Consider the following 14248-nt stretch of genomic DNA (forward strand, 5'->3'; position numbering starts at 1 on the left):
GACTTAAGGTAGTTCCCAAAAATTAATTTCTGGGACGGGAAATATGAAGAAATTCACACAAGTAAAGATTGGTAATTGGTAATGATGAATCAATTACCGATTACCAAGTCATCAAATTTATGGCAGAGGTTGTTGTTGAGGTAGGGAGGAGTAGGGTTTAGACTGGCTGCAATTGCAAGTTCTTCTGGAATAGTTCTAAAACATGCTTCCACGCATCAGCCGCAGCTTCGGCATTGTAGCTGGCGCGATGGTTGCAGAAAAAGCCATGTTGTGCGCCAGAATAACGGAAGATTTGATGCGGAATTCGGTGTTTCTTTAATTCCGCTTCTATTTGTTCGGTTTGTTCTAAAGGAATGCCTTTATCTTCTGTACCAAAGAAGGCGTAAATTGGGTTTTTAATATCTGGAGTACGAGTAATTGTGGGTTCTCCACCGCCAGGAGTGGAGGTCGGAATTCCACCACCGTAGAAGGACGCTGTGGCTTTGATATCTGGTAAGGTGGCTGCTAAGTAAACAACGTGTCCACCAAAACAGAAGCCGATGGAACCGATCGCATCTCCTTGGACATTGGGTAAAGTTCGCAAATAAGCGATCGCTGCTTGAATATCACTCAATATCTCTTCAGCTTTTGTCTGATCCTTGGCGGCGCGTCCACGTTGAATATCGTCGGGGGTGTAACCAGCCTCAAAACCAGGTGCAGTCCGTTGAAATAAGGCTGGTGCGATCGCTACATACCCTTCGTTAGCTAGTCTTTCTGCAACTTCCCGAATATGGATGTTGACTCCAAAAATTTCTTGAATCACGATGACGGCGGGAAATTTCCCTTCTTTTGCAGGTTCCGCTAGGTAAGCATCAATCTGCAAATCTCCGTTTGGGACTTTAACTTGATTAGTACGAATTCCTGTGTTTGTCATCTTAAGGATTAGTCCGCAATTCCTTTGAGAACAGGGTTTTTTACAGTATGTCCTGATAAATACTACTAAACCTATATCGATTTACCGTATTTTTAAAGTAGTATTTCACAAACATCGTGCAATGGCAAGCCCCTTGTCAAAGTTAAAAGGGTTTAGCGGTTTAAGAGTGTAAATTTTTACATTTGCTCCACTGTACAGGGGTCAGAGGGTTTTGATTGCTTATATTCAGGATGCGATCGCTTTTTACGGCGAGATACTGGTGAGAATCGAAGAGAAATTGCAGAGTTTACCAAAAAATCCAGAGATTGAAATATACCACGTAATCTACAAAGTAATAATTTGAACTTATTTTCTAATTTAGGCTTTTTTCCAAATAAAAATTTTGACGAAACTGTGTCAATATTGTGTCATTTAATTAAAATCAAATTTAGTGATATCTCTAAAGAGATAAGGTGTATAAGTATTTACTTTCAAAGTAATTATAACTTTTTCCATTGCTATAATCAGCAAACTTTAGTCAAGTATTTGTCACATTTACGTAATACTCTTCTTGAAAACATAAGAGATAATTTTAAGACTTAGTATATTTCAGCCCTAATTTGAAAATCGTATGTGATCACACTTTTGTTTTTTTTGGCTGTGGGAAAGCTGCATCATGCGATACAAATTCAATCTAAATTCTTTAAAAAAAATACGTCAACGTCTGGCACCTTATATTGTGGCATTACTAACCGTAACGATTTCACTATTACTGTCAGTGCTACTAAGTTCGCTACTTAAACCAACGATGTTTATGCTTTTTTTTGGGGCTGTAGCAGTTAGTGCTTGGTATGGCGGGATGGAAGCAGGGCTACTTGCAACTGCTTTGTCAACTGTATTTATAGACTATTTTTTTATCGAGCCATTATTTACATTGTTTGCTTACCGTATAGATAGCATAGTGCATCTATGCGTGTTTGTAATAGTAGCAATTATTATGAGTGGGCTTCAGAGAAAATTACACATTTCTCAGCAACACCTAGAAAAACGAGAAAAGCAGCTACAAGTGAGTGAGGCTAAGTTTAGGCATTTAGTTGAATCTAATATCATTGGTGTAATTGTCAGCAATAGTAAAGGTGAGATTGTTGAAGCTAACGAAGCCTTTCTGAAAATGATAGGTTATTCACGCGCAGAAATTTTAGTAGGCAGAATACGATGGCAAGATCTCACACTGACAGAAGATTTAGGGCTAAGCGATCTCTCGATTCTCGAACTAGCAGCTACAGGAGTATTTCAACTGCAAGAAAAAGAATATCGCCGCAAAGATGGTAAGCTTATATCTATTTTAATTGGTGGTACTTTATTGCGAGCAGCTGACAATAACCAAGAAGAAGTAATTTCATTCTGTCTTGACATCAGCGATCGCAAGCAAGCAGAACAAGAGCGAGAACAACTGCTCAAACGGGAACAAGCCGCACGCTCAGAAGCAGAAGCAGCAAATCGCATCAAAGATGAATTTTTGGCAGTGTTATCTCATGAGATTCGCTCACCATTGAATCCTATTCTTGGTTGGTCACAGTTACTTCAAAGCAAAAAGTTAGATGAGGTTCAGACCGCTCAAGCACTAAAAGTCATTGAGCGCAATGCTCAGTTGCAAGCTGAACTAATTGACGACTTGCTGGATATTTCTCGGATTTTGAGAGGTAAACTAACCCTGAGTATTCGCCCTGTAGATTTGGGAGCAACGATTCAAGCAGCAATAGAAACAGTGCGTCTGGCGGCACAAGCCAAATCAATTCAAATACATACAATGCTAGAAACGAATTTAGACAAAGTTTCCGGCGATCCTAGTCGATTACAACAAGTCATCTGGAATCTCCTTTCCAACGCAATTAAGTTCACTGATGTAGGAGGAAGTGTAGACATCCGGCTAGAACGCCTTGGTTCTCAAGCTTTAATCACCGTCAGCGATACAGGTAAAGGCATTCAGCCAGACTTCCTTCCCTACGTATTTGACTATTTTCGCCAAGCAGATAGCACCACAACCCGAAATTTTGGTGGATTAGGTTTAGGTTTGGCAATTGTGCGGCACTTAGTCGAACTGCATGGCGGAACAGTTGAGGCTCAAAGCCAAGGTATTAATCAGGGAGCAACTTTTATAGTGAAATTACCACTGATGCCGACTCAACCTTTGACAAACCAAAATAGTGAACAATCTGAGCAATCTTTAGATTTAAATGGCATCAAGATTTTAGTAGTAGAAGATGATGCAGATACGCGGGAATTTACTACTTGCTTACTAAAGGAATACGGAGCAAGTGTCACAGCAGTTGCCTCAGCAAGTGAAGCACTAATTACTTTCACCAAATCTCAGCCAGACTTACTTTTGAGCGACATTGGTATGCCAGATATTGATGGATATATGTTGATGCAGCAGTTAAGAACCCTGCCCTCTGAGCAAGGAGGAAAGATTCCCGCGATCGCCTTGACTGCTTATGCTGGAGAATGTGACCACCAACAAGCTTTAAAAGTAGGTTTTCAAAAGCATATTTCTAAACCAGTAGAAGCAAAGAAGCTGGTTGCAGCAATTACTGACTTAGTTAGTGCAAAACTTAACTAGATTCTGTCTTGATGCTCACCTTTGTTGAGCAGTTAATTGTGAAAGTCAGGGAAGATGCAACCGCAGTTTAAGTTTGTGCATAAGGTAGAATAACAGCGATGTCTTAAGACAAGCCACTTCGCGTCTACGCACCAGAGATAAAATCTGTTAATGAAAATTTCATCACTAGCTGCTGTTAGTAAAAACCGTATACTCTGGGCTGTTTTGCTCATCAGTACAGCGCTAATTATTACTTTAGTGCTGTCGTTGTCTCAAGGCGCAGTACCTCTAAGTCTTGCGCAATTGTGGCAAGCGATTCTGCATCAAGGCGATTCTATAAACCAAACTATTATCTGGGATTTGCGGCTGCCCCGAATCATCGCTGCTGTAATTGTTGGTGCAGCTTTGGGAATGTCCGGCGCATTGCTGCAAGGGATGTTACGCAACAGTCTGGCTGATCCTTTTATTTTGGGAATTTCCGCAGGTGCAGGGTTGATTGTGATTCTCATGATTACTTGGCAAGTTTTCCCTATCGCCATTCCCTTTGCGGCGTGGCTAGGGGCAATTTTAACCTCAGCCATAGTAATTTTTCTCGGTCGTGCAGGTTCGGGAATTTCGATTGAACGGTTAATTTTGGGAGGAGTAGCAGTCAGTTCTTTATTAGGTGCAGTCCAAAGTACATTGCTGTTACTCGCCGAAGACGGTCAAATTCAAGTAGCGTTGAGTTGGTTAGTAGGTAGCTTGAACGCTAGAGGATGGAAAGAAATTACGACTGCGGGGCCTTATATTATTGTGGCGTTGCTTGGCGGATGGTTGCTGGCGCGGTCTGTGAATGTGCTGGCGTTGGGAGATGATTTAGCTGTTGGTTTGGGAGTATCATTGACGCGATCGCGTTTATTAATTGGTGGTGTTGCAACTTTATTAGCAGCTGGTGCAGTTAGCATCAGTGGTTTGATTGGCTTTGTTGGTTTGGTAGTACCGCATGGAGTCCGGTTGCTAGTAGGTACAGACCACCGCTTTGTTTTACCACTGTCAGCGCTGGCGGGTGCGTGGTTGCTTACCTTTGCAGATTTACTATCTAGACTAGGTGCAGTCGAATTACCAGTAGGTTCTGTCACGGCTTTATTAGGTTCACCTTTATTTATCTGGTTACTGTATCGTCGTTCTGCTGGCTTGGGTAAATCTTAGAGGTTGTTTGAAAAGTATTGTCGGTAACATCAAAATTTTAAAAACCTAACCCCCCAAGCCCCCCTTCCCTACAAGGGAAGGGGGGTTTCAAAGCCTCTCTCCTGGCAGGGGAGAGGTTTGGAGAGGGGTTTTTAATAGAATTTTAGACTTTTCAAACATACTCTTAAAAGAAGAATGCAGAATGTAGAATTCAAAATGGACGATAAAACTAACAAATTCAAAAGCTGTTAAATCTATCCTCTATCACCTGTAACCTTTCCCCTGTAACCTATCACCTACTATAAAATGCCTATAGAATTGCAAAATCTCACTGGTGGTTACACCGCAGAACCAATTGTTCAAGATATTAACCTCACTTTGCAAACAGGAGAATGGTTAAGTTTAGTTGGTGCTAATGGTTCTGGTAAATCGACCTTACTGAAATTATTGAGTCGAATTCTGACACCCCAACAGGGAATAGTATTACTTGACGGCAAAGCAATTCATTCTCAACCGCCGAATGTAGTAGCACAGAAATTGGCACTGTTACCACAACAACAAACTGTGCCAGCAGGTTTAAATGTTAGACAATTAGTCAGCTTAGGACGTACACCGCATCAACCTTGGTGGCAATGGGAATTAACAGCGCAAGATTGGCAGAAAGTTGATGCGGCAATTCAAAAAACGCAGTTAGAGAAATTTAGCGATCACCCCGTCGAACAACTTTCAGGCGGTGAAAGACAACGAGCATTTTTAGCTTTGGCACTGGCACAGGAACCAAAAGTTTTACTCTTAGATGAACCGACAACTTATTTAGATATTAATTATCAATTGCAATTATTAGAACTGCTGAAAGATTTAAATCAACAACAGGAATTAACTATAGTTACAGTTTTACATGAATTAAATTTAGCAGCACGCTATAGTTCTCGTATTGCTTTATTAAAACAAGGAAAACTTTGGGGAGTTGGCATACCAGAAGAAGTGTTAACACCACAGGCGATCGCTCAAGTTTTTGGTGTAGAAGCTGTAATTATACAAACACCAGTAGGTTTACAAGTTTGTGCTATTTCTGCTGTGTGAGAGAAATAATTTGTATTCAGATTTAAAGGTGCGATCGCCATAAAAAATCCCTTAGATTTTTTGTCTAAGGGCTGATGTTCAGGTATTACTTTGTGTCAGAATTCAATGAACTTTAATCTTCAATTGGTGCGTCAGGAACTTTGGCATAAATATCAGCTTGAGTCAAATTCGGAATTAACCAATCAATATCACCGACTTTGAAGACATTAGCAGGAGCGATGTTAAATTCCAGCACACCCGTTTCGGGATTTGTTTTAGCTACTAATTGAGTTCCATCTACAACTTTAACAGCCAAAGGTTCTGTTAATCCTTCAGGTTCTCCAGGTAATTTAGTCCCAATTGGTAAATAAACACCATCGCAATCCCAATCATCATCTGTAACTTGACCATTTCCCAAAAAATAAAGATTATTGCCTTGAGCTAATTTTTTGGGTTTATGAGCATATACAGCTAAGGTTTTACCTGTTTCATTGCGGCACTGCGCCCAATTTTGTGCTGTTTCTAAAATATATTTTTGTAATTTTAAATCACCCAATTTATGTTCAATTTCTTCTGGTGTATATTGCGTATCAGCAGGAGTTTCTTTTAATTTCAAAAGGTTATCAATTGCTTGATTAACTTCAGTATATTCAGTTCCCTGGGTCAGATTTGGTTTATCAGCCCAAGAAGGTGGGGCAACTACTAAATTGACTATAAGTACTAAAGCAACGAGAGCAATTCGGAAGAGTTTCATGATATTTCTCCTATGGAGTATGAAAATGTTTTCAATTTGTCTTGATTGAGTAACAAACATTGATAATTACATTCGCCAGTCAACATCCGCAGATGTTTCTACCTGTGTATTAATCCCATATAGTTTGACTAATCCCATCAAAACTAGACAGCTAACAGCCAGAGCAATTGGAGGTAATGAAGCACTATCTAAAATGATAAATACACCTAAACCAATCAACACAAAAGGAACAATATTGTTCCCATACTGAGAAATCAAATTACAGATAATAGGTTGGCGGGTAAGTTTATATGTTCCATAACACCACACTCCAACTAGGGACAAAAATACTGCAATTATGACTAATAAACTAGAGAAGTCTGCATTAGCAAATAATGGCATATAAATACTGACATTATCACTACCATTGGCAATAGTAATAGCCGCGACACTCAAACTTTGGGGAGATAAAAAACTAGTAATGGGTGAAGATTTAGTTAATTCTTGCTCTGATTCTGTTGTTGAGGACGAATCTTTGTCTGGGTTCAGTAGACGATTTAATCCAATGGCGATAGGTGCAAAACCGAGAAAACCAATGCAATGAGATGGTAAGATTAAACTACCGAGAAAACCAACTAAACTTGCAACAACCAATGTACTAAAACCAAGATATTGACCAATTACAATGTGCCGACGACGGAAATTGGCATTCACTTGAGAAAATAACAGCGTCAAAATGACTAAATCATCCAAATTTGTAGCGGTAAAAGCTGTTATCCCAGTGGGAATTCCTGTAATGATTCCATTCATTTCTATCTCTCCTTTATCTGCACATTGATGTTGTGCTGTGACTGATTGATTTTTGCAAATTCTGGTTGCTACTTTGTTAAGTGTGGAGACGTAGCATTTAAAGTTAACTGAAGTGCTAAATTAATCCAAATATTTGATTATATGAGACTAGTATTTGATTTCTGAAAAAACTCAGTATCCCTTTATTTCTTCTTTCCTGTTCCCTATTCCCTCCCTGTGCAATTAATTTCATTAATCAAACCGGATTCTTATATTAAATTGCTGCTAATGCTTGTAATAAGTTAAGAGTGGAAGAGTCAAGATTTTAGTCTAGAACTGGCTCAAGATATTTAAAATTTAGACTCTCACTCTAGTGAAAAAATGACAAAATAGTTGCTTATTCATTGTTATCGACGAATATATTTATCAATTACTTTGGCATTATCTGCAATTGAGTGATCACTTTTGCTGACTTGATTAACAGCAGCTTCTTTAGGAAATTTATCGTTAATTTGAACAATGAGTCCTGATGCTAAAGTGACTCGATTCTCTTTAATTTCTTTGGAAGCAGCCGCTAAATTTACTTTCATTTCCCGTAGCATTTGCTGTTGTTCTTTGACAATTTGAGTGAGTTCTGCGATTTGTTGAGAGTGCAATGCGTCTAACTTTTCGTGGAGTAGTTCAATGTTTTGTCCGGCTTGCAAATTTACTCGGTGGTCAATTTCAGCGTTTCTTCTGTCAGTATCAGACTGACGGTTCTGACTCATCAAAACTATTGGTGCTGTGTAAGCTGAAGCGAAAGAAAACACCAAGTTGAGCATAATGAATGGTGACTCATCCCAATGGGGAACTCCTGGTGCTAAGTTCAAACCAACCCATCCTGCTAAAACGGTGCTTTGGCAAATTAGAAATTTCCAAGAACCTACATGAGCTGCTAGTTTATCAGCAAGGCGTTGACCTGGAGTTAATTCTTCAGTTGTAATTTGTTGTAGCTCTGATTTTTGTTTAACTACTGGATTCATAATTTACCTCTTTGGGTAATTGCTGTCTGTGTTTTTCTTTATGCATTTAATTTATGGTGTTACTCTGATAAATACAAATATTATTGCTTTTTAAATTAATAAATTTAAGTGATTGATACAAAGAACAGCCAAGAACTACTTAGATGGAAGTTAAGCGATCGCTCTCCAACCTCATCTATTCGTGTAATATGAGTTAGCTTTGCTAACCAACACTTCTATGAGTCAACTGACATCTAAAGATTGGATTATCTTCCAACAACGACTTACTCCGTATTTATTTTTGTTACCTGCTTTAGTTTTATTGGGGTTAACTGTTTTTTGGCCTGCATTACAAGCCTTTTACCTCAGCTTCACCAGTTACGAAGATATTAGCCAACCACCACAGTGGATAGGTTTTGCTAACTTCCTGCGCTTGTGGAAGGATGCAGTTTTTTGGAAAACTTTAGAAAACACTTTTCTGTATCTTGTAGGTGTAGTCCCAATTTTGGTGATTACCCCTTTAGGGTTAGCAATTTTAGTAAATCAAAAACTACGGGGAGTTAGCTGGTTTAGAGCTGCATATTACACACCAGTAGTTATCTCAATGGTAGTTGCAGGTATCGCCTGGAAATGGTTGTATGCAGAAAACGGCTTACTTAATCAGTTACTCAGAACTTTGGGGATTTTCCCAGAGGGAGTTCCTTGGTTAACAAGTCCAGATAAAATTTTAGGGATTGTACCAATTTCTCTAGCCAGTGTGATGGCTGTCACGATTTGGAAGGGATTAGGCTACTACATGGTAATTTATTTGGCTGGGTTGCAATCAATCCCTACTGATGTGTATGAAGCCGCAGCTATTGATGGTTCAGATGGTATCCGCAAACATTGGGATATTACCATACCTTTAATGAGGCCTTATCTAGCTTTAGTAGCAGTAATTTCGGCTATTTCTGCAACGAAAGTTTTTGAAGAAGTGTATATTATGACCCAAGGCGGCCCGCTAGATAGTTCTAAAACTATTGTTTATTATTTATACGAACAAGCCTTTAGTAATTTAGAAATTAGCTATGCTTGCACAATTGGTTTGATATTATTTTTAATAATTTTGGGTTTGTCAGTTTTACGCTTAGCTATTAATCAGCAAGGGGGAGATTCTATTGTATAGAATCAAAAAAATCAATTTAGTGATCTATTGAATGTATGCTGATTTAGCAGTAGCTATTTTTTGATGAATATCAATGTTAGTATTTTGGCGGTGGAGAATTCTAGCAAAGAATCCTGGATATCTAGATTCCAAATTCTTTGCTTTTGCTTTCGCTCCCCAACGAATATAGCCATAGTAAGACTTAATTAAATAAAGCTCAGCTATGGGTACTTGATTGTAAGCGAAATAAAACTCAGATATTAATTCATTAATTAAGGCTTCTTCTTGAATATAGCCATAATTGGCGGCTCCTTGAATCGCTGCTTTGTAATGAGCGAGCGCTTTCAAATTATTGCCTAAAACTCGCGCTTTTTCGGCTGCAATTAGTTCATATTTATGTTGATAATTTTCGGGAGCGTGTGCTGCCCAATTTCTCATCTTATTCTGATTATTTTCAATCTTTTTCAAAATTTGTTTTTGAGCTTCTGGATGCTGCTGATTTGCATAACTAGCTAACAACGCCAAAGAATAGTAAAAATTGTGCGTTGCTAATGTCATAAATCCCCAACAACTTGCTGCATACATTTCTGCAAACTCTGCATGTGCTACAGATTGGTCATACTCTTTAAATAAATACAGCAGCATAGCTTTGTAAGAATAAGTCATGAACAGTGAAGTCTCCCTATTAGCTTCTTGAAAAACCGGGATGATTTCTGTTTCATTAAATTCATCACCAATTAAACGGCAGGGATTAGCTGATTCACCTGCTAAATTAGCTGCTGTTTGTCCGACTATACCAATTGTATGAATCACATTGTTTTGTTGCAGCTGCCACATTAAATTAATGTAGGGTTTTTGAGAATCACAAATATCATCTAAATGATCCCCAAGCAAAAATTTATGCTGACAATAATTAATAATGCTGTAACCTGCATATTTTATATCACTTGCTGCTAAACTCATTTGCAGAGCGTCTACAAAAGCTGGGATTGTTTCTTTAGCATGTTCTTGCCAAGGGCGAACAAAAGCATTAAATATATTGACAATTTTGCATTGTAATTCTGTAGACTCAAATCGAGTCACTACCTTCATTGCCAACTGACCAAATTCATACCCAGACTTAATATCTCCTAATGCTCCGCACAGTAGCCAGCCATAAAGAGCATACCCATAAGCAGCCTGTGGAGAATTGCCAAATCGCATACTCAGATTAACTATCTTAAATATGACGAGTGAAAACAGATTTGGAGTTGTCAGATAAGCAGGAAGAAGTATACTAATTAAAACCCGCATTGCCGCAATTTTATAAGGATCAGTCATCTCTGGCAAATAAGCTAAGTTATCAATGCCTTTGGCTTTGACAAGCATTTTAGTAACAAGAGTGTTGCCGAGAATATTAATTTGATCAGTTTCTTGCGGCAAAGAAACACCCAGCATTTTTAATGCGGCTGAAGCAGTATTAATTGCCTCTACAATTTGGTTTTGAGCAATATAAAATTGGATTTTAATTTCGTAGACTTTGATTTTATCTAGAGGCTTTTTAGCTTTTGTCAAAACAATTTCTGATAGTTGTTTAAACTTCTCATAATTGCTGTATAAGTATTCAGCCTCTATAGCTTCAATATGTAGGTTTAAAGCTAAATCATAATTAGTAGACCAAACTGTTTTTGGCAGGAGTCCTAACCCAACATTTAAATATTTAACAGCAGCTTCACAAGCTGTTGATTTTTTGGCTTTAATTCCAGCAATTAAATTAAGAGCAGCTAAATGTTCTTTGTCTGGTGTTTGAGTAATTAATTCCAAACCCAGATTAAGTTGGTTGACAATATCAAAGATGTTTTCTTCAAGAGCAGAATCAGGGGTTTTCTGTAATAACAAGCGGCCAATACTCAAGTGTGTCTTTTGCTTTTGGTCATTAGGAATAAGAGAATATGCTGCTTGCTGCACGCGATCGCACAGAAATTTGTAGGTAATTTGCTCTGTTTGCAATACTGGTAAAATCAGATTGAATTGCAGTGCATCCCACAGCGCCTCAGTAGTATCTTGTATGGAGGTTTTATTTGCGATCGCCAGATTTTTCAAGGTAAATTGATTACCGATACAAGCTGCTAACTGCAAAACTTGCTTGGTTGTATCTGGGAGTTTATGCAGTTTTTGTACTGCCGATTCTACAACTTTATGTTCAGTAATTTCTATTGCTTGAATTTGCTGAATATCCCATTGCCATTGTTTCTCAGCAAAATCAAACTGCAATAAATTTTCTGTGTCCAGTGTTTGCAGTATGTAATTGATGAGAGAGGGATTACCTTGAGTTTTGTGATAAATTAATTGCGCTAATTCTTTAATTCTGTCATGATTTTTATGATGTAAGTGAAAGCTCTGGAGTGTTAAAGTGGCATTCAAGCTATCACTAATTAATTCACAGATATCCTCAAAACTTAATGGCTGAAGCACAATGTTATGTACTACAGCTTGGCGGAAGTGGATTTTTTCAATTGTATTAATTGTGGGATGATTTGAGTGAACTTCACTATCCTGATACGCACATATTATCAATAAATATTGACTATTTTGATTGCAGATTACCTTCTCAAGTAATTTGAGTGATGCTGCATCTGCCGATTGTAAGTCATCTAAAAATACAACTAGTGGGTATTCGGGCTTGGCAAAAACCTCGAACAATTGTTGTAAAACATGAGGTAGGCGATTTTTAGATTCGGTAGCTGCTAATTCTGCTACAGTAGGTTGAGCTCCGATAATTTGTTCTATTTCGGGAATAACGTCAATAATGACGTGAGCATTAGAACCTAATTCTGTGACAATATTTTCTTTCCAACCAGCAATTTTTTCAGTACTTTCTGTTAATATCTGCCTAATTAATTGTTGAAAAGCTTGAATAAATGCAGAGTAGGGAACATTTTGCTTCAACTGGTCAAACTTACCAGAAATAAAAGATCCCTGTTGCTGAACTATGGTTTGGGAAATTTCATTGACGAGACTGGTTTTTCCAATCCCAGAATCCCCAGAAACCAGGATCATCTCTGTGCTACCAGCGGCTACTCGATAAAATGCGTCAAGAAGCGATCGCACTTCCTGAGTACGTCCATAAAGTCTTTGGGGAATTTGAAATTTACCAAATTGATCTAACTCACCCAAATTCAATTCAATAATTTCACCCTGAGATTGTAACTGATACAAGCAAGTTTCTAAGTCTGCTTTTAATCCCAGAGCATTTTGATACCTGTCTTCAGGCGCTTTAGCCATTAACTTCAGCACAATATCCGACACTGGTTTAGGAATTTCTGAGTCAACTTCGTGCGGTGGTACTGGGTTTTTGGCAAAATGACAGTTTATTAACTCTAAAGCATCGGTCATTGTAAACGGTAACTGACCAGTCAACATTTCGTAGCAAGTTACACCCAAAGCATAAAAATCTGTACGGTAATCTACTGACAGATTGGTTGTTGCGGTTTGCTCTGGTGAAATATAAGCTAAGGTTCCTTCTAATTTTTCAGGATGGCTAATGCAGGGATTTTTTTTTGACAGCTGCACAGCAATACCGAAATCAATTAATTTAACTGTCAAACTCTCCGGCGCTAACAGAATATTTTGAGGGTTAATGTCTCTGTGGATAATCTGCTTTGTATGTATGTTATGTAAAATTTCAGCTAATTGAATGGCAATAGAGAGGAATGTCAAAACTGGCAATTTCCCTAAAGCTAATAATTGTTGAAAAGATATGCCCCAAAAGTCTTCTAAAATCAGAGCCAAACTATTACCAGATTTTTCTAAGCCATGTACTTTGACAATTCCTTTGACATCCTCTAGAGCCTGGAGAATTGTGTATTCATGGCGTAAACTTGTAATTTCTTCGAGAGTCGGATATTCCGCCTTGGTAGTTTTAATAATAACTGTAGAGAAATCTGACTCGCTACGACCACGATAGATAGAGGTATCTACACCTTCATACAGATATTCGTTGAGTAAGTACCCAGGCAGGTTGGCAGCCATCTTTTTATTAATTTCAATTATTAGCTGAAATTTTCTTTGCCAACTATGAAGATATTCTAAATTTCCTCGTCCATGTTGATAGTGACATAAAACTTTACATCAACAGTTTTATACCTTATTTTCCTTATTTTAGCCAATATAGCATGATATTCTCAAATCAATAAACATCAATTTTTTTGACAAATTCAATATTGAAGAAACGTAAAATTTTTAATAGTATAATTACTCATTTACAAGAAAACAAACTTGAGAAATTTTTAAAGTTAAATGGGTAATTGAAGAAGATTAGTAGAGAAACTGTTTTAAGCCTATGATCAGAAAGGCGATCACACCTACTAAAGGAATAGATGCGATCGCTAAAATAAAAGCAATCTTTTAAAGTGCCAAACTTGTATAAAGTAAATATTTCCAGGTGAAACTTCTGCTATTTAACTAAACGTCTGATTGACAGTTCCTGTATTTTGCTGCACAAAACCCTTGATATCACCACCACTAATATTTACATTGAATTTGCCTGTGGCTGCCTCCTGCGGTTTCACCAATTCCATAACTTTCTGAGCAGCCTTGATAATTTCTTCGTCTTTATCAGCGCCAGACTCAACGAGTTCTTCCTTAAGTGGCTCTTGCCAAGCTTTAGGCTTTTCCTCATGCTTATCTAAAATATATCCTGCACTTAATTTATCTTGGGTCTCAAACTTACGCTTAATCAAAGCTTTTAAAGCATTATAAGCATCTTGAGCAATATCACCAGCAGTTTTAGTAGCACCAGTTACTAATGCTGAAAGAATAAGAGAAATAGGATCCATAAACTCATCTCCGAAAAATTATTACTACACAAAATAAGCAGCTT

General features: G+C 37.9%; 10 protein-coding genes. 4 read left to right on the forward strand and 6 right to left on the reverse strand.

Going from position 1 to position 14248, the window contains the following annotated elements; genetic code table 11:
- Positions 1–157 precede the first annotated feature (157 nt).
- Positions 158–913, reverse strand: coding sequence for a dienelactone hydrolase family protein (locus ACMX3D_RS14030; RefSeq protein ID WP_482752007.1), 756 nt, complete (start codon positions 911–913; stop codon positions 158–160).
- A 655-nt stretch (positions 914–1568) separates the two neighbouring features.
- Between ACMX3D_RS14030 and ACMX3D_RS14035 the strand changes: the two genes are divergently transcribed.
- The 3 genes from ACMX3D_RS14035 to ACMX3D_RS14045 all read left to right on the forward strand — a co-directional run bounded on the left by ACMX3D_RS14035 (position 1569) and on the right by ACMX3D_RS14045 (position 5741).
- Positions 1569–3512 (forward strand): hybrid sensor histidine kinase/response regulator, encoded by a 1944-nt coding sequence (locus ACMX3D_RS14035; protein WP_482752008.1) that lies wholly within the window; start codon positions 1569–1571, stop codon positions 3510–3512.
- A gap of 150 nt (positions 3513–3662) precedes the next feature.
- Positions 3663–4679 carry a FecCD family ABC transporter permease gene (locus ACMX3D_RS14040; RefSeq protein WP_482752009.1) on the forward strand — a complete coding sequence of 339 codons (1017 nt, stop codon included), beginning with the start codon at positions 3663–3665 and terminating at the stop codon, positions 4677–4679.
- Positions 4680–4964: 285 nt separating this feature from the next.
- The gene (locus tag ACMX3D_RS14045; RefSeq protein ID WP_482752010.1) at positions 4965–5741 is read left to right on the forward strand and encodes an ABC transporter ATP-binding protein; all 777 of its coding nucleotides are present in this window, start codon (positions 4965–4967) and stop codon (positions 5739–5741) included.
- Positions 5742–5853: 112 nt separating this feature from the next.
- Here the strand turns inward: ACMX3D_RS14045 and ACMX3D_RS14050 are convergent, their stop codons facing one another.
- From ACMX3D_RS14050 to ACMX3D_RS14060, 3 genes are all read right to left on the reverse strand, one after another.
- Positions 5854–6474 (reverse strand): hypothetical protein, encoded by a 621-nt coding sequence (locus tag ACMX3D_RS14050; protein WP_482752011.1) that lies wholly within the window; start codon positions 6472–6474, stop codon positions 5854–5856.
- Between the two features lie 66 nt (positions 6475–6540).
- Complete coding sequence (locus ACMX3D_RS14055) at positions 6541–7263, reverse strand: cadmium resistance transporter (RefSeq protein WP_482752012.1); 723 nt, start codon at positions 7261–7263, stop codon at positions 6541–6543.
- A 386-nt stretch (positions 7264–7649) separates the two neighbouring features.
- Positions 7650–8264 carry a DUF1003 domain-containing protein gene (locus tag ACMX3D_RS14060; RefSeq protein WP_482752013.1) on the reverse strand — a complete coding sequence of 205 codons (615 nt, stop codon included), beginning with the start codon at positions 8262–8264 and terminating at the stop codon, positions 7650–7652.
- A gap of 217 nt (positions 8265–8481) precedes the next feature.
- On the opposite strand from ACMX3D_RS14060, the gene ACMX3D_RS14065 reads away from it, so the two are divergent.
- Complete coding sequence (locus ACMX3D_RS14065; protein WP_482752014.1) at positions 8482–9408, forward strand: carbohydrate ABC transporter permease; 927 nt, start codon at positions 8482–8484, stop codon at positions 9406–9408.
- Positions 9409–9432: 24 nt separating this feature from the next.
- Here ACMX3D_RS14065 and ACMX3D_RS14070 read toward each other — a convergent pair whose 3' ends face one another.
- Positions 9433–13398 carry an ATP-binding protein gene (locus ACMX3D_RS14070; RefSeq protein ID WP_482752015.1) on the reverse strand — a complete coding sequence of 1322 codons (3966 nt, stop codon included), beginning with the start codon at positions 13396–13398 and terminating at the stop codon, positions 9433–9435.
- Positions 13399–13826: 428 nt separating this feature from the next.
- Complete coding sequence (locus tag ACMX3D_RS14075; protein WP_482752016.1) at positions 13827–14204, reverse strand: hypothetical protein; 378 nt, start codon at positions 14202–14204, stop codon at positions 13827–13829.
- Between the last annotated feature and the right edge of the window lie 44 nt (positions 14205–14248).

This window comes from Anabaena sp. TISTR 8404, assembly GCF_056847745.1.